General features: G+C 73.8%; 24 protein-coding genes and 2 pseudogenes. 10 read left to right on the top strand and 16 right to left on the bottom strand.

Annotated features, from left to right (window positions below; all coding sequences use genetic code 11):
- A partial coding sequence (locus ADL08_RS04035) for a cold-shock protein (RefSeq protein ID WP_159042985.1) occupies positions 1 to 97 on the bottom strand: 97 nt, incomplete at its 3' end.
- A 298-nt stretch (positions 98 to 395) separates the two neighbouring features.
- Between ADL08_RS04035 and ADL08_RS04030 the strand changes: the two genes are divergently transcribed.
- A complete protein-coding gene (locus tag ADL08_RS04030; protein ID WP_053640635.1) occupies positions 396 to 1,589 on the top strand; it encodes a PP2C family protein-serine/threonine phosphatase in 1,194 nt (397 codons plus the stop codon).
- Positions 1,590 to 1,658: 69 nt separating this feature from the next.
- Here ADL08_RS04030 and ADL08_RS04025 read toward each other — a convergent pair whose 3' ends face one another.
- Positions 1,659 to 1,916 carry a DUF5133 domain-containing protein gene (locus tag ADL08_RS04025; RefSeq protein WP_053640634.1) on the bottom strand — a complete coding sequence of 86 codons (258 nt, stop codon included), beginning with the start codon at positions 1,914 to 1,916 and terminating at the stop codon, positions 1,659 to 1,661.
- Between the two features lie 373 nt (positions 1,917 to 2,289).
- On the opposite strand from ADL08_RS04025, the gene ADL08_RS38935 reads away from it, so the two are divergent.
- Entirely contained in the window at positions 2,290 to 2,793 is a 504-nt protein-coding gene (locus ADL08_RS38935; RefSeq protein WP_053640633.1) for a glycosyltransferase, read from the top strand.
- Positions 2,794 to 2,824: 31 nt separating this feature from the next.
- Positions 2,825 to 3,484 carry a DedA family protein gene (locus ADL08_RS04015; protein WP_053640632.1) on the top strand — a complete coding sequence of 220 codons (660 nt, stop codon included), beginning with the start codon at positions 2,825 to 2,827 and terminating at the stop codon, positions 3,482 to 3,484.
- 101 nt (positions 3,485 to 3,585) lie between these two features.
- On the opposite strand, the pseudogene ADL08_RS04010 reads toward ADL08_RS04015, so the two are convergent.
- The 7 genes and pseudogenes from ADL08_RS04010 to ADL08_RS03985 all read right to left on the bottom strand — a co-directional run bounded on the left by ADL08_RS04010 (position 3,586) and on the right by ADL08_RS03985 (position 9,042).
- Positions 3,586 to 5,458 (bottom strand): annotated as a pseudogene (locus ADL08_RS04010) (glycosyl hydrolase family 18 protein).
- Positions 5,459 to 5,675: 217 nt separating this feature from the next.
- Complete coding sequence (locus ADL08_RS04005) at positions 5,676 to 6,488, bottom strand: helix-turn-helix transcriptional regulator (protein WP_053640631.1); 813 nt, start codon at positions 6,486 to 6,488, stop codon at positions 5,676 to 5,678.
- A 266-nt stretch (positions 6,489 to 6,754) separates the two neighbouring features.
- Positions 6,755 to 7,081 carry a WhiB family transcriptional regulator gene (locus ADL08_RS04000; protein ID WP_053640630.1) on the bottom strand — a complete coding sequence of 109 codons (327 nt, stop codon included), beginning with the start codon at positions 7,079 to 7,081 and terminating at the stop codon, positions 6,755 to 6,757.
- Positions 7,082 to 7,210: 129 nt separating this feature from the next.
- Positions 7,211 to 7,399 (bottom strand): DUF3140 domain-containing protein, encoded by a 189-nt coding sequence (locus ADL08_RS36380; RefSeq protein ID WP_107091966.1) that lies wholly within the window; start codon positions 7,397 to 7,399, stop codon positions 7,211 to 7,213.
- Positions 7,396 to 7,623 (bottom strand): DUF2945 domain-containing protein, encoded by a 228-nt coding sequence (locus tag ADL08_RS03995; RefSeq protein WP_053640629.1) that lies wholly within the window; start codon positions 7,621 to 7,623, stop codon positions 7,396 to 7,398. Before ADL08_RS03995 ends, ADL08_RS36380 begins: the two co-directional genes overlap by 4 nt.
- Before the next feature lie 218 nt (positions 7,624 to 7,841).
- On the bottom strand, positions 7,842 to 8,294 hold the full coding sequence (locus ADL08_RS03990) for an SRPBCC family protein (RefSeq protein ID WP_053640628.1): 453 nt from the start codon (positions 8,292 to 8,294) through the stop codon (positions 7,842 to 7,844).
- Between the two features lie 148 nt (positions 8,295 to 8,442).
- A complete protein-coding gene (locus ADL08_RS03985; RefSeq protein WP_053640627.1) occupies positions 8,443 to 9,042 on the bottom strand; it encodes a hypothetical protein in 600 nt (199 codons plus the stop codon).
- Between the two features lie 186 nt (positions 9,043 to 9,228).
- Here ADL08_RS03985 and ADL08_RS03980 point away from each other — a divergent pair, with 186 nt between their 5' ends.
- Positions 9,229 to 9,810 (top strand): TspO/MBR family protein, encoded by a 582-nt coding sequence (locus ADL08_RS03980; RefSeq protein WP_078967980.1) that lies wholly within the window; start codon positions 9,229 to 9,231, stop codon positions 9,808 to 9,810.
- Here the strand turns inward: ADL08_RS03980 and ADL08_RS03975 are convergent.
- Positions 9,770 to 10,660: a class I SAM-dependent methyltransferase gene (locus ADL08_RS03975; protein WP_078967979.1), complete on the bottom strand. Its 891-nt coding sequence runs from the start codon at positions 10,658 to 10,660 to the stop codon at positions 9,770 to 9,772. The two genes, ADL08_RS03980 and ADL08_RS03975, sit on opposite strands and share 41 nt — an antisense overlap.
- Before the next feature lie 198 nt (positions 10,661 to 10,858).
- Between ADL08_RS03975 and ADL08_RS03970 the strand changes: the two genes are divergently transcribed.
- On the top strand, positions 10,859 to 11,083 hold the full coding sequence (locus tag ADL08_RS03970) for an EF-hand domain-containing protein (protein ID WP_053640626.1): 225 nt from the start codon (positions 10,859 to 10,861) through the stop codon (positions 11,081 to 11,083).
- 28 nt (positions 11,084 to 11,111) lie between these two features.
- Here the strand turns inward: ADL08_RS03970 and ADL08_RS03965 are convergent, their stop codons facing one another.
- Positions 11,112 to 11,420 (bottom strand): hypothetical protein, encoded by a 309-nt coding sequence (locus ADL08_RS03965; protein WP_053640625.1) that lies wholly within the window; start codon positions 11,418 to 11,420, stop codon positions 11,112 to 11,114.
- 118 nt (positions 11,421 to 11,538) lie between these two features.
- A complete protein-coding gene (locus ADL08_RS03960) occupies positions 11,539 to 11,832 on the bottom strand; it encodes a hypothetical protein (RefSeq protein WP_053640624.1) in 294 nt (97 codons plus the stop codon).
- Positions 11,833 to 12,023: 191 nt separating this feature from the next.
- Between ADL08_RS03960 and ADL08_RS03955 the strand changes: the two genes are divergently transcribed.
- Positions 12,024 to 12,335, top strand: coding sequence for a hypothetical protein (locus ADL08_RS03955; protein WP_053640623.1), 312 nt, complete (start codon positions 12,024 to 12,026; stop codon positions 12,333 to 12,335).
- 142 nt (positions 12,336 to 12,477) lie between these two features.
- On the top strand, positions 12,478 to 13,518 hold the full coding sequence (locus ADL08_RS03950; protein ID WP_053640622.1) for a vWA domain-containing protein: 1,041 nt from the start codon (positions 12,478 to 12,480) through the stop codon (positions 13,516 to 13,518).
- A gap of 106 nt (positions 13,519 to 13,624) precedes the next feature.
- Here the strand turns inward: ADL08_RS03950 and ADL08_RS03945 are convergent, their stop codons facing one another.
- Complete coding sequence (locus tag ADL08_RS03945; RefSeq protein ID WP_053640621.1) at positions 13,625 to 14,935, bottom strand: phytase; 1,311 nt, start codon at positions 14,933 to 14,935, stop codon at positions 13,625 to 13,627.
- Positions 14,936 to 15,377: 442 nt separating this feature from the next.
- On the opposite strand from ADL08_RS03945, the gene ADL08_RS03940 reads away from it, so the two are divergent.
- Positions 15,378 to 16,565 (top strand): phospholipase D-like domain-containing protein, encoded by a 1,188-nt coding sequence (locus ADL08_RS03940; protein WP_053640620.1) that lies wholly within the window; start codon positions 15,378 to 15,380, stop codon positions 16,563 to 16,565.
- Between the two features lie 48 nt (positions 16,566 to 16,613).
- Here ADL08_RS03940 and ADL08_RS03935 read toward each other — a convergent pair whose 3' ends face one another.
- Positions 16,614 to 17,171, bottom strand: coding sequence for an ATP-binding protein (locus tag ADL08_RS03935; RefSeq protein WP_063885230.1), 558 nt, complete (start codon positions 17,169 to 17,171; stop codon positions 16,614 to 16,616).
- 646 nt (positions 17,172 to 17,817) lie between these two features.
- On the opposite strand from ADL08_RS03935, the pseudogene ADL08_RS38930 reads away from it, so the two are divergent.
- Positions 17,818 to 17,934, top strand: a pseudogene (locus tag ADL08_RS38930) (ArsR family transcriptional regulator); the annotation flags it as partial.
- 20 nt (positions 17,935 to 17,954) lie between these two features.
- Here the strand turns inward: ADL08_RS38930 and ppk2 are convergent.
- Positions 17,955 to 18,950, bottom strand: coding sequence for a polyphosphate kinase 2 (gene ppk2 / locus ADL08_RS03930; protein WP_053640619.1), 996 nt, complete (start codon positions 18,948 to 18,950; stop codon positions 17,955 to 17,957).
- A 102-nt stretch (positions 18,951 to 19,052) separates the two neighbouring features.
- Positions 19,053 to 19,907, bottom strand: a complete 855-nt coding sequence (locus ADL08_RS03925) for a DMT family transporter (RefSeq protein WP_053640618.1) — start codon at positions 19,905 to 19,907, stop codon at positions 19,053 to 19,055.
- A 154-nt stretch (positions 19,908 to 20,061) separates the two neighbouring features.
- Here ADL08_RS03925 and ADL08_RS03920 point away from each other — a divergent pair.
- Positions 20,062 to 21,184: AI-2E family transporter (locus tag ADL08_RS03920; protein ID WP_107093247.1), on the top strand; the 1,123-nt coding region annotated here is incomplete at its 3' end.

Here is a 21,184-nt window from a genome sequence, read left to right as displayed (position 1 = left end):
TGCTGGAGTAGTGGGCGAAGACGTCCGGGCCGCCGTCCTGGGCGATGAACCCGAAGCCCTTCTCGGCGTTGAACCACTTCACGGTACCGCTGGCCATGCCGCTGTCCTTCGATCGAGCCGGGACTCCCGGCCGGGGTGAAAAGAACGGCGCCCCCCCGCCAAGGGAGGACACCCGTCACCGCCCTACCCCGATCTCCGCCGCGTCAACCGATCTTGCGCCCTTCGGGTGACGGAGGAGCCGCCTCCGGGCTCCGGCGGGAAGCCCCCGGGCCACGAAGGTCCCCTCCCGGCCGGTACGACCGCGAACCGTTCACCCCTTCTGTCGGAGCACGCACGGACCCGCGCATGCCCCCGTGTCCCGTGGAAACGAGAAGGGGGTACCCGAGGAGGATGTCGTGACGAACGATCGCATTGGACTGGCCGAAGTGCTGGGGGCGGCGGAGCAGGCCTCGCCGGTCGCCTCCCTGGACGTCGTGGCGCGCAATCTGCGCACCAGGTTCGGCGCGCGCTCCGTGTCCTTCCTCTTCGTCGACGTCGTCGGACGGCGCATGCTGCGGGTCGCCGAGGACGGGGACGCGCGACAGGACCACCCGGCCGAGCAGGTCCCCCTCGCCCGCAGCGGGATCTACGACGAGGTCCTGCGGACGCAGAGGCCGATACTGCTCCCGGAGGGCGGCGGGCACCGGGTGCTCGCCCCCGTCACCAACCGGGGCGACACCATCGGCGTCCTGGAGCTTTTCCTGCCCCCGGTGAGCCGGGACGTGCTGGAGCAGGTGGAGGAGGCGGCGCACGCGCTGGCGTACATCATCGTCACGGACCGCCGGTTCACCGACCTCTACCACTGGGGCAACCGCACCACCTCGGTCAGCCTGGCCGCGGAGATCCAGCGGCAGCTCCTGCCCTCGGCCCCTTCCTGCGAGGCGCCCGAGTTCACCTTGGCGGGCGCCCTGGTGCCGGCCTCCGAGATCGCGGGCGACACGTACGACTACAGCCTCGACCACGACACCCTGCACCTGTCGGTGACCGACGCCATGGGGCACAACGTCGACGCCTCGCTCATGGCCACCCTCCTGGTCAACGCCTCGCGGGGCGCCCGCCGCTCCGGAACGGGGCTGGCCGAGCAGGCGCGACAGGCCCACCGGGCGCTCCTCGACCACGGCAGACGCACCTTCGCCACCGGCCAGCTGCTGCGCATCGCCCTGGACGGCAGCAGCGCGCGGCTCGTCAACGCGGGCCACCCCTGGCCCCTGAGGCTGCGCGACGGCGCGGTCGACCGGGTCGAGCTCGCCGTGGACCTGCCCTTCGGCGTCCCGGGCGGGAAGCCCTACCGGGTGCAGGAGCTGGACCTCCGCCCCGGTGACCGCCTCGTCCTCCACACCGACGGCATGCAGGAACGGCGGGCGGCGGCCGTCGACCTTCCCGGCCTCCTCCGCAAGACCGCGGCCGAGCACCCGCGCGAGGTCGTGCGCGCCCTGGTCACCGCGGTCACCGACGCCAGCGACGGATGGCCGGAGGACGACGCCACCGTCCTGTGCCTGGACTGGCGCGGCCCCCGCACCGCGGGTCCCCACGCCAAGGCGTACGGCTGACCCGCCACGGGAAGGCCCCGCCCCCTGCCCGGAGTGGTCCACCGGGCAGGGGGCGGGGCCGACGGCACCTCAGGCGGCCAGCTCCGGTGCCGTCCGGGCGGTCCTGGACGGCGCCGGGCGGGCGCTCCGCGCGCGGGAAGCGGCCAACAGGACGTCGGCGGCCGCCAGGGCGTCCTCGATACGGGTCGTACCGGTGGCCACGCACAGGGTGTAGGAGACGTCGTCCAGGAGCCGCCCGTCCCTCTTCTCGCCACGCGCCTCGGCGATGCGCAGGTCCGCGTAACGGGTGAGCAGGGAACGGAGGGCGCGGGGTTCGGGAATCAGCACGGGCCGGCCTTTCACGATCCAACAAGTGGTTCCCGTGTTCCCCGGATGCGCCCGGGCATGCGCGCTCCGGAAGAGAATCCCGTGGCGCCCGGGGCGGACCGCGCGGACGGGCGTTCCCCGGCGGAGGCGTCCGGCGGGGCATCGGCGGATCTTCCCCCACGACGCTCCCGGACGGGCGACACCGGCGGCGTGCGCATCGTGATGACGACGGCGGGGTCGCGGGGCGGGGTCGCGCCGTGCACGGGTCTGGGCGCCGGTCTCGTACGGGCGGGCCACGAGGTGACGCCGGCCGCGCACGCGGTGTTCGAACCGCTGGTGGCCGGCTCCGGAGTGCTTCCGTCCGCTGCGCCCCACGCGGGAGTTCCCCGCCCCGGTGCTGGGAGCGCGGTCGCTGGGCGCGGTGGGGAACAGGTGGAGCGGGCGCGCCGGCACGACCGGTGCCGCCCTGTGGGCCGGGGTGCCCGCCCTGCCGGTGCCGGTCCGGTTCGACGAGGCCTTCTGGGCGTCCCGGCTGACCGCGCCGGGCACCGCTCCCCCGGCGGTGCCGTTGCGCCGCCTCACCACGGGCGCGCCGGCCGCCGCCGTGCGCCGGGTGACGGCGGACCCCTCCTACCGGGAGCGCGCCCGGGCACCGGCCGGGCGTCCGGCCGGGGAGGACGGCGTCGCGCCGGTGCTCGCCGCGCTCGACCGGGCGGCACGCCGATCCGGGCCGCACGCCGATCCGGGCGGAGGGCCGGGGCGGACGGTCGTCATCGATTCCGGGTCCGCGCGTGGGGATCGCGGCGGAGCGGGTAGCAGGAAGGGCACTCCCGGGCTGCGGGCCGTCACCGGTCCGTGCGGGCCTGCCGCGGTGACGGCAGGCCGCGGTCCCGGGTGACCGATCGGTCCGGCGGCTTGGAGAGACCCCTATGCACCTCACGTACGCGGCGGCACGGCAGCCCTCGGACGGTCTCGCGGGCTGGGCGACCGACCTGGTCGAGACCCTGGGCGGCCCCGGGGCCGGCCTGGCGGTCGCGCTGGAGAACCTCTTCCCTCCCCTGCCGAGCGAGGTGATCCTGCCGCTGACCGGGTTCGCGGCCGGGCAGGGCGTGCTCACGCTGTTCTCGGCGCTGTTCTGGACCACGCTCGGCTCGGTCGTGGGGGCCCTGGTCCTCTACTGGATCGGGATGCTGCTCGGCCGGGAGCGCGTGCACGCCCTCTGGGCCAGGCTGCCGCTGGTGAAGACCTCCGACCTGGAGCGCACGGAGGAGTGGTTCGCCAGGCACGGCACCAAGGCGGTCTTCCTCGGCCGCATGGTGCCGGTCGTCCGCAGCCTCGTCTCCGCTCCGGCCGGGGTGGAGCGCATGCCGCTGCCGCTGTTCGTCGCGTTGACCGCGCTCGGCAGCCTGATCTGGAACGCCGCCCTGATCCTGGCCGGTTACTGGCTGGGGGACCAGTGGGACCTGGTGGGGAGGTACGTCGGCATCGTCTCCAAGGTCGTCCTGGTCCTGGGCGGCCTCGCCCTCGTGGTCTACGTGACGGTGCGGCTGCGCGGCCGCGACCGGGACGGCGGGCGCCGCGCCTCCTGACCGGGGGTCGCGCCGGGCCCGACGCGGAAACGTCCCGCCCGCCCCCGTTCGGGGGCGGGCGGGACGTTCGGGTGATGCGGTGCGGAGGCGACCGCCGGGGCCTACTTCAGGCCGTTGCTGATCGCGCCGACCAGCTCGCCGTCGACGGTGTCGCCGTTGAACTCCCAGAAGAAGGCGCCGCCCAGGCCCTGGCCCTTGGCCCAGGACATCTTGGACGTGACCGTGGCCGGGGTGTCGTAGCTCCACCAGTCGGTGCCGCAGTGGGCGTACGCCGTGCCGGCGACGGTGCCGTTGGCCGGGCAGGTGGTCTTGAGGACCTTGTAGTACTGGTTGCCCGGCTCGACGCCGGCCGCCGGGCCGGTGGCCGTGCCGCCGGGGGCGGACTGGGTGACGCCGGTCCAGCCGCGTCCGTAGAAGCCGATGCCGAGCAGCAGCTTGGAGGCGGGGACGCCCTTGGCCTTCAGCTTGGCGATCGCGTCGGCCGAGTTGAAGCCCTGGGCGGGGATGCCGGGGTACGAGGTCAGCGGGGAGTGCGGGGCGGTCGGGCCCTGCGCGGCCCAGGTGCCGAAGTAGTCGTACGTCATCACGTCGTACCAGTTGATGTACTGGGCGGCGCCGCCGTAGTCGGCCGCGTCGAGCTTGCCGCCGTTGGAGCCGTCGGCGGTGATGGCCGCGGTGATCAGGTTGTTCGGGCCGAACTTGGCGCGCATGGCCTGCATCATGTTCTTGATCGAGGCCGGGCCGCTGGTGTCACAGGTCAGACCGCAGGCCGCAGGCGTTGGGGTACTCCCAGTCCAGGTCGATGCCGTCGAAGACGTCGGCCCAGCGCGGGTCCTCGACCAGGTCGTAGCAGGACTGGGCGAAGGCGCTCGGGTTCTGCACGGCCTGGCCGAAGCCGCCGGACCAGGTCCAGCCGCCGAAGGACCAGAGGACCTTGATGTGCGGGTACTGCGCCTTCAGCTTGCGCAGCTGGTTGAAGTGGCCGCGCAGCGGCTGGTCCCACACGTCGGCCTTGCCGTCCACCGACTGGTCGGCGGTGAAGGACTTCTCGTAGTCGGCGTAGGAGTCGCCGACGGTGCACTTGCCGTTCTGGACGTTGCCGAAGGCGTAGTTGATGTGCGTGATCTTCGACGCGGAGCCGGAGGTCACCAGGTTCTTCACCGTGTAGGGGCCCCAGTTGGTGAAGTAGCCCAGGTTGATCTTCCCGTTGCCACCGGGGTTCTCGCCGCCCCCACCGCCGCCGGTGGTGCGGACGGCCGTGGCGGCGGAGGCCGGGCCGGTCTGGTCGGCGGTGTCGCGGGCGACGACCGTGTAACCGTAGTCGGTGCCGGCGGTCAGGCCCGTGTTGGTGTAGGTGGTGCCGGTGACCGTGGCGACGGTGGCGCCGTCGCGCTTGACGTCGTAGTTCTTGATGCCCTTGTCGTCGGTGGCGGCCGCCCAGGTGAGCTTCACCGAGGTGTTGGTGATGTCGCTCGCGGTGGGCTTGCCGGGCGCGGAGGGGGCGTTGTCACCGGGGTTGGTGGGGCCGCCGTCGCAGGAGGCGCCGTTGAGCTTGCAGCCGGAGGGGGCGCCGGTGCCGGTGCCGTTGAATCCGAAGGAGATGGAGGCGCCGGGGGCGAGGGTGCCGTTCCAGCCCAGGTTCTTCGCGGTCCAGTGGTTCGCGGAGTTGGTGACGGTGGCGTCCCACGCGGAGGTGACCTTGGTGGTGGCGGGGAAGTCCCACTCGACGGTCCAGGAGGAGAGCGTGGTGGTGCCGGTGTTCTTCACCGTCCACTGGCCCTCGAAGCCGGAGCCCCAGTCGGACTTCTTGGTGTAGGTCGCGGTGGCGGAGGCGGCCGCCTCCGCGGGGGCCGCGAGTCCGACCATGGCGGCCAGGGGAAGGACCAGCGCGGTGACGCCGGCGACGGCCCTGGCCCGGCCGGACCGGACGACGCTCCGCGGCAACCGGATTCGGCGGGGTGTTTCGGTGCTCAACGATGCTCCTCGGATGAGATCCGGCGCACAGGGGGCGGTCCGTGACCCGCACGCCCCGCATGGCCCTGAGTACGTGGTGCCCTGCCCTGCGCTCACCGCAGTGCGTTGCGGCGACACTAAGAAGGTCTGGACCAATCGTCAAGAGGTCTGGACCAGCTTTCCGTTCAGCGGCTGATCCCAAATCCCCCGCGGAGGGAGCGGTTCGGGTGTTTCCGGGTCACCGGTCCGGGAAAGGCCGGGCGCCCGGCTCGCCGCCCCCGGCGAGCAGGCCGGCGCTCTGGGCGCGCAGCACCGCGTCGAGCCGGTCCGCGGCGCCCAGTTTGCGGTAGAGCGCGTGCAGGTGTTTGTGCACGGTGCGCGGCGAGATGCCGAGGCGGCGTGCCATGGAGTCGGCCGGCAGCCCGGTGGCGAGCAGGTGCAGGACGTTCAGCTCGCGGGGGGTCAGCGGCGCGGCCAGCGACTGGTTGGCCCGCCGACTCCGGTCGCCGCCCGACGCCTCCCGCAGCGCGTTCAGGAGGGACCGGTGGTTCGCCGCCGCCTTGAGGAGCGGCTGTACGCGCGTGGCGTACCGCACGTCGTGGACGGAGAAGTCCCCGCCCGGGCGGTGCACCATGAACCCGCTGACGTGCGGGCCCGCGCCCGGGAACGGTATGCCGAGCGTGTGCCGCGTGCCGAAGGCCCGCCGGAGGGCGTCGGCCGTCGCGCTGTGCCGCCAGACCCGTCCTCCCGCGATGCGCGCTGCGCTCTGCGGGATCCGGTCCCCGTGCCCCCCGTAGTGCCCGGCGAAGGGGTAGCCCTCCCGGATGCGGCGCCGGACCGACTCGTCGGGGAGGGCCTCCGCCCCCGCACCGTACGACCGGAGTTCGACGCGGCCCCGCTCCCGCGTCCAGGGCTCCTCCTTGCCCACGACCAGCGTCGCGTCGAGCGCCGTGAGCAACTCCTCGGTGAGCAGGGACCAGACGCGCTCCGGGTCGTCGGCGTCCATCACCTCGACCGCCAGGTCCAGCATCCGCGCGTACCGATCCCGCATGGCCTCATCTCCCCGGAGCCCCGACGAACCGTGCCGGTCCACGGTAACCGGCCGCCGTCCATACGTACTTCTCCCCATGGCCCGGCCGTCGGACCCGCGCCATGATCGGTCGACGGCGCACCGCGCCACCGTGCTGGACGGGGCTGAGCACGGTGGGCGGGGGCCGACGGACCGCTCGCGCGCCTGCTGCCTGCTTCGCGGAGCAGGACGCGAACGGCCGCGCCGCATGCGGCGGGCGCCCCTTCGCGGATCCGCCGCACCGGTGGTCAGCGGGCCGCGCGCAGGGGCGGGGCGCCCGCGCGACGCGCCCGCCGTTCGTGCTCCCTCCGCGCCGCGTCCAGCAGGCGCCGCCAGGACGCCACGGCGGGACGCCGGCGCAGCAGGGCGCGCCGTTCCCTGTCGGTCATGCCGCCCCACACGCCGTGCTCGATGCGCCGGTCGAGGGCGTGGGCCAGGCATTCGGTACGCACGGGGCAGGTGAAGCAGAGCGCTTTGGCCTGGTTCTGGGCGGCGCCGTCGGCGAAGAGTTCGTCGGGGTCCGCGGTCCGGCACACCGCCCGCTCGCTCCAGCTCTCCCGGTCGTGTCCGGCCATCCCGTCCCCGCCCTCTCCCTGTTCGGCACGCCTCGCTTGGCGGCACCGTCCGTATGACCGGTGTGCGGACATCGATGCGGACGAGTCGTGTCCGAGGGCGCGGGGAGCCGGCCGGGGCGGGCCGGCGGGTCATTTCCCGGGGTCGCGGCCCCGGTTCACGAGGGAGTGGCGCCACCTGGTGTCGGTGACGTCGCCCTTCGGGCGCTGCCGGACGTGGCGGTGGACGTAGCCGGTCGCCTCGCGCAGGTGCGCCAGGTCGTCGTCGAGGCCGGCCTTCCGCTCGTCCCGGTCGGCGTCCCGCCCTTCGGGGGCCGTCAGGAGTCTCCGTCCCTCTTGCGCAGGGCGCCGGGCCTGTGCACCGCGGAGCGGCCGGTCCCGTCGCTCTCCACCTCGTACTGCGGCTCCTCCTCCGAGGCGTCGACGGTCCGGCCCGCCGCCCGGGTCCGGCCGGTGATCTTCTTCTTGACCTTTCCCCGGACGGTCCGGCCGTGGCTCTTCCACGAGACGTCGTCGCCCGCGCTCAGGTCGTCCTTCTCCGCCATCGTTCTCTCCTCACACCCCCCGGTTCGTCGTGCCCCCGAGGGCCAGGCTCCTCCCCCTCGCCCCCGTCCGCACGGGGGGACGGGCATCCGTGCGGACCCGTGCCGGTCCGCGGCCCGCACGCACGGCGGAGCCCGGCCGTCGGGGGACGGCCGGGCTCCGAAGCCGGCGGGCGGGTGTTCCGGACCGCGATCCGGACACCGCGGGGGGGCGGGCCCCGTCAGACCTCGCCGCGCCAGCCGCCGGTCTCGGCCCCGCCACGGGACTCGATGAACTTCTTGAACCGCTTCAGGTCGCCGACGGCCTGGCGCTTGACGACGCCGAGCTTGTCGCCGACGGTCTCGGCCAGCCCCTCGGGGGCGTGGTCGAGCTGCAGCATGACCTTGGTGGTGCGGTCGTCGATGCGGTGGAACGTCACCACTCCCGCCTGCCTGACCTCGCCGCCCACGGTGGTCCAGGCGACGCGCTCGTCGGGGATCTGCTCGGTGATCTCCGCGTCGAACTCCCGCCGGACCCCGTCGATCCTGGTCACCCAGTGCGTGAGGGTGTCGGTGCGCTGCTCGATCCGCTCGACGCCCTCCATGAACTCGGGGAACTCCTCGAACTGGGTCCACTGGTTGTACGCGGTGGTGACCGGGACGTCGACCTCGACGGACTCCTCGACCTGCGACATGCTGTCCTCCTCTTCCGACGGGGCCCGGTGGGCCGCCGTGCGGCGGTGGGTCCGATGAACGGCTTTCGACCCGTATGCCACCTGTGGGGCGGTTCATGCGTCCGGAGCGGTGAACGACCCGGGCCGGGGCCCGCCGACGGCCTCCGGGTCAGCCGGTGGCGCTGTCGTACGGCTCGTGGTGGTCCGCCAGGATCTCGGCCGCCCTGCTCCGGTGGTCGCGGAAGCGGCGCAGGTACGAGCGCGCCATGGGGCCGGGCGGGACCCCCCGGGCGAAGAGGCGCATGTTGCGCGCGCCCGTGTTGTAGCCGAGGGCGAGCAGTTCGTCGCGGGTGTAGCGGTGCGCGTGGCGCTCCGGAAGGCTCCGGTCGAGGTCCTTCAGGTGCAGGGCGGCCGCGTGGACGGCGAAGGCGGGGTCGTCGCGGAGGTCCTGCCACCGCTCCGCCAGGCCGTGCGTGCGGCGGACCTGCTCGAAGGCCGTGCGGTGCATGTTGGCGAGGCCGAAGGACGCCCCGGGCTTCCACCACTGCCAGAGCCGTTCCAGCAGCGGGTGGTGCGGCTTGTACGCCTCGTTGTGGAGCACGGTCATCACCAGCAGGGGGGAGACGCCGGCCTCCTCCGCGCTGCGCAGGACGCACGGGGCGTAGTCGGCCGGATCGTAACCGCCCGGCCTCAGCGGTGGTGTCGGGACGTCACCGCGGTCCACCAGCCGCAGCCGTCGTTCCGGTCCCGGCACGGTCCGTCCGGTCATACGCGCTCTCCCTCTTTCTTTGTTCCGTACTCGGCCGCGCCCGGAGCACCGGGCACGTACCGTCACGGGGTTCACGTGCCCTCCCGATCCGCTCCCATTCCCGCAGGTACGGCGCCCGGACGAGCCGGTCGGCGGGAACCCCGGCGAAAAGGGGTCGGGAGGGGGAACGCGGGCACACGCGACGGTGTGAGGATCACCGGTGAGAACACGAAGCCCGCCGTCGGCGGATGGAAGCCCTACGCGGCCTCGGCCGTGGCGGTCGCCGCGACCGCCGTGGTCGGTGCCCGCGCCGTGGACGCGGACAGCCCGTGGTACGCGTCGCTCGACAAGCCGCCGTGGCAGCCGCCGCCCTGGGCGTTCGGGGCCGTCTGGACCCCCTTGTACGCGTCGCTCGCCTGGGCCGGCGGACGGGGGCTCGCCCGGGCGCGCGGCTCGCGGCGCACCGCGCTGGCCGCTTCCCTGGGGGCGGACCTGGTGCTGAACGCGGCCTGGAACCACCTGTTCTTCCGGAGGCGCAGCCCGTGGGCGGGGGTGGTCGGCACCGTGCTGCTGGACGTCGGCAACGTCCATCTCGTCCGGAGGACGTCCGCCGTGGACCGCACCGCCGGTCGCGCGCTCCTGCCCTACGCGGCCTGGTGTCTGTTCGCCACCGCCCTGAACCTGTCCCTGGCACGGCGCAACCCGCCCTCCCGGGGCCCGGGGGCACCCGCCGACGGGCCGGGGCGCGTCAGCGCGGCGTCTCCGGGGGTCTCCTTCCCCAAGCCGTGAGCATCCCGGCCGACAGCGCGGCACAGTCGTCCGAGTCCAGGTACCGGACCGCCCGGTCGACGGCCTCGTCGTCGACCAGGCCGGTGGCGGTCATGGCCGCCCTGCTCCGTTCCCAGGTGTCGGCCCAGAAGCGGCCGAGGGGACTGCCGGGCAGCAGCGGCGGCACGTGGATCTCGGCCGCGACGGCCTCCAGGCCGGCCCCGCGCAGCAGGTGCGGATACGACGGCACCCGGGAGACGTCGGTCCCGATGGTGGCCCGCAGGCCCTGCCACATCGCCCGCATGGCCGTGGTGTACGGCGTGCGGGGCGCCCGGTCGCTCGTCAGGTCCACCGCGTCACCGAGCACCAGCACTCCCCCGGGTTCGAGCAGTTCGGCCAGCTTCCCGATCAGGCGCTCGGGCTCGGGCAGGTGCATCAGGACGAACCGCGCGTGGACGAGCCGGAACCGGCCGGGGGCGAAGTCCGGGGCGGTCACGTCGGCCTCCAGGAGTTCGAGCCCCGCCCGGGGCCGCGCGGCGAGGAAGCGCACGTCGCGGTCGACGGCGAGAACGGCCGCCACCCCCGCCTCGTCCAGCAGCCGCCGGGCGATCGTGCCCGTGCCGGCGCCGACGTCGAGACAGCGCCATCCCGGCCCCGCTCCCAGGGCCCGCAGCCGGCGCATGCTGATGTCGTCGTAGGCGAGCGCGCCGTGGTCGATGCGCGCGTCCTCGCCGGTCCGGTCGGGGCGGAAGACGGCCTCGCCGTACCGGCCGCCGTCCGCGTCACCGCCCGGCGCGGCGGTCGCGCCACCCCGCTCCGCGCCGGAGGCGGTGCCGCGCGGGCCGGGTTCCGGACGGTCGGGCCGGTCCATGGAGTGCTCCTCGGGCGTCGGGAGGCGCCGGCCCGCCCCGGGGCCGCCGCCTCGCCCATCCTGCACGCGCGGGCGCTCCCCGGGCCGAGGCACGCCGTGTCCGACGCGTGAGCGGGCCGACACCGTTTGTGGCGCCGCGGGAGGGGCACCCGGACATCACCCGCGGCGCAGGGCCCGGGAGCGACGAGGGGGTTTCCCATGATCGAGGCGGACGCACCGGACGGGACCAGGGCGGTGTTCGGGGAGTTCGACACGGACGACGACTGGCTGCTGAACGTCCACGAGTTCGGCGGCGCCGTGCGGCGGGTGACGGGGCGGACGTTCGACGACGACGCGCTGCGGCACCTCTTCCGCAGGGCGGACGTCGACGGCGACGGTCTGGTCTCCCTCCCCGAGTTCGAGGGATCCCTGAAGGAGCTGTGACCCGCCGGGGAAGGCGGGCCCGCGCGGATCAGAGGTCGCTGTCGATGCCGGTGACGGTCGGCGGACCGAGAGGGGCGTCGGCCTCCGCGACGCCCGCCTTCCCCAGCGCCTCCGAGACGATCCGGACGGCGTCCAGCTCGGCCTCGTACCGGTCCGGGGCCTCCACCTCGAGACGGATCGAGAAGGTGCCCCCCTCGTTCAGCGTGAGGAGGTCCAGGCCCTCGTTCTCGCTGACGTCGGTGTGCTGGGGGGACAGCTCCCTTTCGAGGGCCGCACGTGCGGAGTCGCTGATGCCCGAGGTGAACGTACCGGGGACGGTGATGACGAACATGGTCATGTCTGCTCCTCAACGGGACCCGGCCCGACCGTCGGGCCGGGTCCTCCTCATTCTCCTGACGAAGCCGTGCCGGAGGGTTCCCGCCACGTCCGGGGGAACGGCTGCGCGCGAACCGGCCTCAGGCGCTCGCGTGGCGGGGGGCGGACGCCCGTCGCGGTGCGGCGTGGTGCGCCGGACGGTGTCCGGCGGAGGCCCGCAGGCCGCGCAGCCACAGGGCGACGGTGCCCAGCAGGGCGACGAAGACCGCCAGCAGGCCCACGGAGACCCACATCTGCCGGGACCCGGGATGCGTCCACGCGGTCCAGGTCGCCGCGACGGCCCACAGCAGGGCGGCCGCCGCGTAGAAGGTGCGGATCCGGCGCAACTGACGCGTGGCCCGCAGGGGGGTGAGGTGATCGGTCTTCGCTGCCATGCCGACCCGTGTACCCCGTGCCGTGCGATTACACCGGGGATCCTCACGGCCCTTTTCGGGCCCGGAGGGGAAGCGGGGACGCGGCTTCCGTCGCAGGATGGCCGGAAGGTCCGCCCCGGGCCGCGGGGGGCCGGTGGGCGGGTGTGTTCCGGGCGCGTCCCGGGAGGCGGAAGCGAAGGGAGCCGGTGCCGATGACGTCGGGGTCTCGTCCGGAGCACACGCCCGACGGGCGTTACGTCGTCGTCGGCGGCCGCCGGTGGCGCGCCACCGACCCGGACATCCCTCCGGAGGAGGCCGCGCGGCTGCGCTCCCTCCTGATGGCGGCCCGTCGCGCCGTGGGAGCGGCGCGGCGGGAGCACGACGCACAGGCCGAACGCGCCGCGCGGGCGCGCGTGCACACGGCGAAAGTGGCCCTCGGGGAGCGCGGGGAGCCGTGGTGGGAGCAGAACCCGGCGCAGCGGAGGGCCCGTTGGAGCCGGGGCCTGGAAGCCCTGGACGGGTGACGGGGACCGCGCCGTCCGCGACCCGGGCGGTTGCTCGTGCCCCGGACGCACGGGGGTCCGGACGGGGCCGGGGTCGATTGTCAGTGGTGGGTGGGACGGTAGGAGCATCCGGTCGGGGACCGGGAAACCAGGGGGAGCCGTCATGTCCGGGAACCAGAACTACATCAACCACGTCGCGCTCGTGCTGGACGCCAGCTCGTCGATGCGCCACCTGAGCGGCAAGGTCGTGGAGGTCGCCGACCAGCAGATCGCGTACCTCGCCCGCCGGTCGGAGGAGTTGGACCAGGAGACCCGGGTCACGGTGTACGTCTTCGCGGACGACGTGCGGTGCGTCGTCTACGACAAGGACGTGCTCCGGATGCCGTCGCTGAAGCAGCTGTACCGGGTCGGCGGGATGACGTCCCTGCTGGCGGCCACGCTGAAGTCGCAGCGCGAGCTGGCGCGAACGGCCCAGTTGTACGGCGACCACAGCTTTCTGACGTTCGTGCTGACGGACGGCCAGGAGAACGCGAGCCACCGCTGCCCGGACGCTCCGTCCGGGAACCCGGGTGAACTGGTGAAGGCCGTGGCCGCGATGATCGGGACGCAGCAGGACAACTGGACGCTGGCCGTCCTCGTGCCGGACCAGGTGGGGAAGCGCGAGGCCGTGCAGTGCGGCTTCCCGAAGGAGAACGTCGCCGTCTGGGACGCCACGAGCACCCGGGGCCTGGAGGAGGCCGGGCAGGTCATCCAGGAGGCCACCGAGAAGTTCATGGTGGGCCGCACCAAGGGCATCCGGGGGTCGCGGGCGGTGTTCTCCACGGGCGCGGAGGCCGTCAACAAGGACACGGTCGCGGCGGCCGGCCTCACCCCCGCGGACCCGTCGGCGTACCGGCTGATACCGGTGGACCACGACACGGCGATCCGGGACCGGGTCGTGGAGTCCGGGCACGTCTACCGCACGGGCTGCGCGTTCTACCAGCTGAGCAAGTCGGAGAAGGTGCAGGCGCGGAAGCGGATCGCGGTGCTGGAGAAGAAGACGGACCGGGTGTACACGGGGCCCGAGGCCCGGGCCCTGCTCGGCCTGCCGGACGTGGAGGCGCGCGTCCGGCCGGACCACAACGACGACTTCACCATCTTCGTGCAGAGCACCAGCGTGAACCGGAAGCTCGTGCCGAACACGCGGCTCCTGGTGATGGTCTGACGGCGTCGGACGTCTCCCCTCCCGAACCCCGGGAGGGGAGACGTCCGCGGCGGCGCCGGGCCGTCCGGTCGGGTGCCGGACGGCCCGGCGCCGCACGGATGGCGGATCAGTCGTCGAGGGCGTCCAGGACCTTCCCGAGGTCGACGAACTTGAAGTTCGTCGACGGGCGCTCGCCGTCGACGGGCGAGTCGTGCCCGTCCTGGACGACGAGGAGTCCCCTCGGGTACCTGGAGCCGAGGGGGGCGTTCAGCGCGGCCGCGCCGTCGCACTCCTCCGAGCCGTCCGGTCCTGCGCTCGCGGGCGTGACGCGGAATCCGCCCTCGTACGCGTTGCCGTCCTGGCGTTCGCGGTCGTAGGCGGCGAACGTGTCGTCGCCCTGGCTGGAGGCGAGGAGGTGTCCGTCGCCGTCCGGTTCGGTGACCAGCGTCAGGCCTTCGACGTCGGCGGAGAGCCTCGTGCCGCCGTAGCCGGGGTCGGCGCCGGGCGCGCACTCCTCGGTCTCCTCGTCGTACGTCCCGGGGACGCCGTACTCGCGGACCCTGTCGATCAGCCGGGGGGTGCCGGTGAGGTCGGCGCGCAGACGCCAGATGCCGACGTCCTCCTGGCCGGCGTACAGGGTGCCGTTCGCGGGGTCGACGACCATGCCCTCGACCTGGGGCAGTTCGCCGGGCTCCGCGCACGGCGACCAGGACGTGCCGTTCGGAAGCCGGAAGGCGGAGGGCAGGTCCAGGGTGCGGACCTTGCGGTAGGTCACCCGGCCCCCCTTCGACGGGAGCAGTTCGAGCAGGGCGACGCTCGTGCGCTCGCGACGGCTGACCAGCGCGTAGGCCTTCCCGGACGCCGGGTCCGTCCAGGTCGCCAGGCCGTAGGCGGTCCGTTGTTCGTTGACCTCGGCCTGGTCCCCGGAGAAGACGGCCGGCGCGGTGGGGGCGGTGACGTCGGTGAGCGGGCCGCCGGGGCGGTCGCGGTCGATGCGGTAGAAGCGCAGCCGGTCGTGGCCGCGGTCGGTGGTGACGGCGAGGTCGGCCCGGCCGGAGGACAGACGCGGTCCCCGTACGAGGTCCACGTTGTTGAAACGGCCGGGAGCGTCGCCCGGGGCGGCGGCGGGTGGCGCCGCTATCGACTGCACCGGGCGCGCGTCCAGGTCGTAGACGCGCAGGCCGCCCTCCTTGGCGGTGGCGACGACCAGGCTGCGTTCGGGGGCGGCGGCGTTGCGCCAGATGGCGGGGTCGTCCGCGTCCGCGTTGCCGCCCGCGTCGTCGTCGTGCAGCGTCGGCGTCTCCGCGCGGGGCGCGACCGCGGGCAACGGGCCGGCGGAGGCCCGGTGCCGGGCCTCGGCGGGTACGGCGAGGGCGGCTGCCGCGAGGACCGTGCTCAGGGCCAGTACGGTCGGCCGGACGAACGTGGAGCGTGTCACATGGTCTCCTGGGAAGGGCGTCCATCGGTCTCGCGCGAGCCTGGTGCCCGACGGTGACGGCACGGCGACCGCCGGACGAACGGCCGCCCGGACAGCGGGTGTACGGGAGCTGAAGACCGGAGCCGCGGTGCCGGGCTCGGCGGCGTGACGCGGAGTCGCCGCGCGGGCCGGCGGACCGGTCGGTGAGATCTTGCCCGCACATCCGGATACGGTTCCGGTCGCCGGGCATGCGGGCCTCATGGAAACGAAAGCCAGTTCGGCCGGGAGGGCCGGAGAGCCTCGCGCCCCCGAGCGGCCGCGGGGGCTGCCGGCCGTCGCCGACGGGACGGCCCGGATCCTCCGCCGGACGGCGGGCGCCGCCCCGGGAACCGTCCGCCGCTCCCGGGCCGACCGGGCCCGGGCGCACACCAGAGGCTTTCCGAACGGCTCGAAGGGGAATTGAATGACTTCCGTGGAACAGCGTCCCAGACCCGCCGAGGCCCGCATCCGGCACCTGCGCCGACGACTGGAACGACTGATGGGCGTCGCCGCCACCGAGGGGAACGAGCTGATCGCGCTGCGCAACGGCGATCAGATCTTTCCGGCCATGCTGGACGCCATCAAGACGGCCGAGCACACCATCGACATGATGACCTTCGTCTACTGGCGCGGACAGATCGCCCGGGACTTCGCCGTGGCCCTCGCCGAACGGGCCGCCGCCGGCGTGCGGGTGCGCCTGCTCCTCGACGGCTTCGGCGCCATGCGGATCGAGCAGGACCTCCTCGACCGGATGGAGGAGGCCGGCGTGAGGGTCGCCTGGTTCCGCAAGCCGCTGTGGCTCTCGCCGCTCAAGCAGAACCACCGCTGCCACCGCAAGGCGTTGATCGTCGACGAGGACACGGCGTTCACGGGCGGCGTGGGCATCGCCGAGGAGTGGTGCGGCGACGCCCGGAATCCCGGCGAGTGGCGCGACACCCACGTCAAGGTCCGCGGTCCGGCCGTGGACGGCATCGCCGCGGCCTTCTCGCAGAACTGGGCCGAGTGCCACGACGAGCTGTACGACGACCGGGACCGGTTCATCGGGCACGAGCAGTCCGGGGACTGTGTCGTGCAGGTGATCCGCGGCTCGGCGAGCATCGGCTGGCAGGACATGCAGACCCTGATCCGGGTCATGCTCACGAGCGCCGAACAGCGCTTCCGGCTGGCCACCGCCTACTTCGCGCCGGACACCTACTTCGTGGACCTGCTGTGCGCGACCGCGCGGCGCGGTGTGGCGGTGGAGATCCTGCTGCCCGGTCCCTACACCGATCAGCGGGCCTGCCGGCTGGCGGGCCAGTACCACTACGAACGTCTGCTGGAGGCGGGGGTGACGATCCACCAGTTCCAGCCGACGATGATGCACGCCAAGGTCATGACGGTCGACGGCGTGGCCTCGCTGATCGGCTCGACCAACTTCAACCGGCGTTCCATGAGCCATGACGAGGAGGTGATGCTGGCCGTCCTCGACGAGGAGTTCACCGCCGGTCTGGACCGGGACTTCGAGGACGACCTGCGGCGCAGCTCCCCCGTGGATCCCGCTCGCTGGCGGCGCCGTGCCGCCCTCCAACGGCTGGGGGAAGCGGCCGTGCTGCCCATCCGCCGGTTCCTGTAGGACGTCGCCGGGGCCGTCCGGGAGATCCGGCCGGCCGTCGCCGGCCGGTCAGCTCCGCGCTTCGTCGAGTTCCGCGGACCGGTCGTGGAGCCTGTCGTGTTCCGCACGGGCCGAAGCCGGAAGGACGGTCCCGCCCGGGCCGTCGACACCGCGCTCCGACGGGAGCGGGAAGTGGGCGACGATCCGCTTTCCCCCACCGTGCGGTGAGACCACGACCCTGTCGCTGATCGTGTGGACCATGCGCATGCCGTGACCGCCGACCCGCGTCGGGTCGGCCTCCCTCACCACCGGCGCGTCCCCGGAGGTGTCCCACACGGTGATCGTGAGTTCGTCACCGGACAGCCGCAGGATCAGGCCGCAGGGGCCCGGAGCGTGCCGGGCGGCGTTGGTGACGAGTTCGCTGACGGCGAGTTCCGCGTCGAGCGCGAGGGAGGCGGGTACCGCGGCACGTCCGGTTCGCGGGGCTCGGGCGAGAAGGGCGCGCAGAGCGCGGCGGGCTTCCGCCATACGGGCGGCGCCTTCCTCCCAGGTCGCTTCGTAGCACAGCGTGGCGTACGCGTCCGTCTCCGGCTCACCTGCCTTCTGCTTCCCGGGCGGGATGACCATGGGGGAATCTTTCGTCGTGTCCGTCGCTGTTCGGCGCTTGCGCATTCCTGCGTCTACCCCGGTGCCGAGCGCACACACGGTGGTCCGCTCCGGGTGCCGCCGAACAGAGTACGCGGTCGGGTCCGGGCGGCACGGGGACGGGCTCCGGACGGCCGCGGCGGCCGAAGCGTTCCGTGTCCCCCGCCGACGCCGCCCTCCCCTCCGGCCGCCCGCCCGGCAGGTGGCGGCGTCCTCCACCGTCCGCCGTACCTTCAGGACGGTGTCGCCCCCGGTGAGCTCCAGGATCCGGCGCACCGGCGCCGTCGGCCCGGCCGGACGCGGCTCCGTCGTCCGGTGGGTGAGGATCGGCAGGTTCAGGAAGGCCGGGTCCGCGAAGGTGACGGCGGAGACGCCGGGACCACTCTGCGGTGGTGCTCGGCCGCGGCGGCCGGGGCGGTCGCCGGGGGAGCGATCGTCTGCGCGTCGTAGGAGCCGCACGCGACGACGACCGGGGCTCCGCGCGCCTCGTACCGCGTCGGGACCCGCGCGGCGCGCGCTCCGGCCGCCCGGTCCCCGCTCCCGTCGAGATCGCTCTCGCGCCCTGTCGTGACGGCCTCGCCCGAGGACGTCTTCGGACCCTTCCCGTGGCTCTCCCGGGAACACGTCAGCGGAGGCGGGCCTGTCCGTCGCCTCCCTGCTCTCCCTGCTCGTCCAGGACGAGACCGACCGCACCGGGGGGCCGGAGGAGCCGCCGTCGCCGGCGGACGAGGGCTCCCCGGAGTAGGGCCGCGCCGGGCCGCCGGATCAGCGGCCCGGCGGGTGCTCCCCCGGGCCCTGCCGGGCGGGGGCCAGGGGCGTGGGAGAGAGGGCGGTCGTCTCCTCCCCCGGTTCCAGCAGGGTGTCCGCCGCTCCGACGATGAGCGGGTCGGGCGCGCCGACCGCCTCCTCGTCCTTGTTCTCGTAGTCGATGCGGGACAGGAGGCTGCGCATGGCTTCGAGGCGGCCCCGTCGCTTGTCGTTGTTCTTGACCACGGTCCAGGGCGCGTGTTCGGTGTCCGTCGCCCTGAACATGGCGACCTTCGCGGTGGTGTAGTCGTCCCAGAGGTCGAGGGAGGAGAGGTCCGTGGGCGAGAGCTTCCACTGCCGCACGGGGTCGACCTGGCGGATGGCGAACCGGGTGCGCTGCTCGGACCGGGAGACGGAGAACCAGAACTTCACGAGGTGGATCCCGTCCTCGACCAGCATGCGTTCGAACAGCGGGCTCTGGTGGAGGAACAGTTCGTACTCGTCGTCGGTGCAGAATCCCATCACCCGCTCGACGCCGGCCCGGTTGTACCAGGAGCGGTCGAAGAAGACGATGTCGCCCGGGCCCGGGAGGTGGGCCGCGTAGCGCTGGAAGTACCACTGTCCGGCCTCGCGCTCGGTCGGCTTGTCGAGGGCGACGATCCGGGCTCCGCGCGGATTGAGCCGCTCGGTGAACCGCTGGATGGTGCCGCCCTTCCCCGCGGCGTCCCGTCCCTCGCACAGCACCGTGATCCGGGCGCCGGTGCTCTTGGCCCAGCGTTGCAGCTTGAGCATCTCGATCTGCAGGATCCGCTTCTGCCGCTCGTACTCGGCGCGGCGCACCTTGCGGGTGTACGGGTAGTTCTCCCGCCAGGTGCGGATGGGCTCGCCCCCGGCGCCGAGCAGGAGCGGCTGCTCGGGCCGGCTGGTGTCGACGCTGAGTCCTTCGAGCAGGTCCGGTGCGGCGTCCCGGTCCTCTTCGGTCCCCTCGCCACCGGTACCGTTCACGCCGGTCATCGGGTACTCCCCTTCACAGGTCCTTCCGGACCCTGCCCCTACCCGCTGGTGCCGGTCTCACCCGGTCGGCCTACCCCGGCCGGCACGGTCCCGCGCCCGGGGTCAGGACGTGCTGGCCCCGCCGCGGGCCAGGGCGAACACCCCGAGGACGATCAGCGCCACGCCGGCCAGCTGGGGCAGCAGCCACCAGCCCGTGCGGATGTGCTCCTCGTACAGCAGGACGCCCAGGAGCAGGCTCACCGTGGCGTCGCCGAGGGTCAGGGCGGGTTGCGAGGCCACGAGCGGGCCGCCCTGCATGGCGTGTTCGAGCAGCAGGAGGGCCGCGATCCCCGCCGCGCAGAAGGCGTAGGTCTGCCAGGCCGTCAGGAAGGCGCCGATCCCGCCCTCGTCGAGGATGTGCATGGACGTCTTCATGAGGGCGGCGGTCAGCGCGTAGCAGATCGCGGTGGCGGCGCCGAGGCAGCCGGCCCTGGCCCGGCCGGGCGGTCGGCGCAGTCCGGTGGCGGCGAGCGCCACCACGGCGACGGCGCAGGCCACCAGGACCGGCACCCAGTGGTCCAGGGGGACGTGGGTGCGGTTTCCGGCGGGCGAGGCGGCGGCGAGGGCCACCCCGAGCCCGGCCACGACCGCCGCCACGGCCGCCCAGAGGCGGGCGGGCAGCCGTTCGCGCGCCATGAGGGAGGCGATGAGGAGGGCGAGGGGCAGTTCGAGGACGAACAGGGGCTGGACGAGGGCCAGCGGCCCGGTCGCGAGGGCCGCCGCCTGTCCGACGCCGGCGGCGATGACGGCGAGGATGCCGGCCAGCCAGAGCGGGCGGCGCAGCAGGTCGAGGATCAGTCCGGGCCGGAAGGAGTCGGACTGCGGGACGGTGAGCGCGGCACGCCGCTGGAGCACCGTGGCCAGCGCGTTGCTGAACGCGGCGAAGAGGGAGAAGAGGACCGGCAGGACGACGCCCATGCACCGATCCTGACCGGACGGCGGCCGTACGGGGGCGGCGACACCGGCGGGGCGCCCGTACGGGGGACCCGGTCGGGCCAATGCCGGGTCCTGGTCGGGCGAATGCGGGCCCGGCGGCGTGGCCCGGGGCCGCCGTGGTGGTACGTCGTCGGTCATGCAGCCAGGCCCTCCACCGCAGGTGGCCCCGTTCCTCCGCACGGCCGCCGCGTACGCGTGGCGGCTGCTGGTCGTCGGCGCCCTCGTCTACGCCCTGTTCGCCCTGCTCGGGCGGTTCCACGAGATCGGGGTGGCGGTGTTCCTCGGTCTGGTCGTCACCGCGCTGCTGCGGCCGGTCGTGGACCTCGTCGCCCGGGGGCTGCCCCGGTCGGCGGCGGTCGCCCTCACCCTGCTGGGCGGCATCGCGCTGGTCCTGGGCGTGCTCACGCTGGTCGGCGAGGCGGTGGCGGGGCAGCGGACGACGCTGGTGCGGGAGTTCCGGGACGGCGTCGGACGGATCGAGCGGTGGCTGGAGCGGCCGCCGTTCCGGCTGAACCCCGAGGCGCTGTCGGACGTGCAGGAGAGGATCGGCCGGTTCCTCTCCGACCACCGCTCGACGCTGGTCAGCGACGCGGTGAGCGGGGCGCAGCATCTGGTGGCGGTGCTGGCCACGCTGGCGCTCGCGCTGTTCTCCTCGGTGTTCTTCCTCCACTCGGGCGACCGGCAGTGGGCGTGGTTCCGGGAGCAGCTGCCGGCGTCCCTGCGGGGGCGGGCGGAGACCGGCGGGTGGGCGGCGTGGCGCACGTTCACCGGCTACACGCACGGGATCGTGCTGGTGGCCGCGACGAACGCGGTGCTCGTGGGGATCGCGCTGTGGCTGCTCGGGGTGCCGCTCGCGGTCCCGCTGGCGCTCCTGGAGTTCGTGGCCGCGTTCGTCCCGCTGATCGGTTCGCCGGTCGCCCTCGCGGTCGCCGTGGTCGTCGCCCTGGCGGCGAAGGGCCCGTTCGTCGCGGCGGTCGTGATCGCCCTGATCGTGGTGATCGGCCAGATCGAGGGGCACCTGCTGCACCCGCTGGTGATGAGCTGGGCCGTACGGCTGCATCCGCTGGTGGTGGCGATCTCGGTCGTCGCGGGCTCGATCGCGGCCGGCATCGTGGGCGCGGTGGTGGCGGTGCCGCTGGTGTCGGTGGTGTGGTCGGTGATCACGGCGCTGCGGGAGGCCCGCGCGGCGGAACGGCTCGTGGGCGACGCGGATCCGGGGGCGGCCCCCGCTTTACAGGTTCGATCGGGCGGTCCTGAGC

Origin of the sequence: Streptomyces sp. NRRL F-6492, from assembly GCF_001280125.1 — a bacterium.
GTDB lineage: Bacteria > Actinomycetota > Actinomycetes > Streptomycetales > Streptomycetaceae > Streptomyces.
Note: the sequence above shows the minus strand (reverse complement) of the source record. Positions and strands in the feature narration are given on the sequence as shown.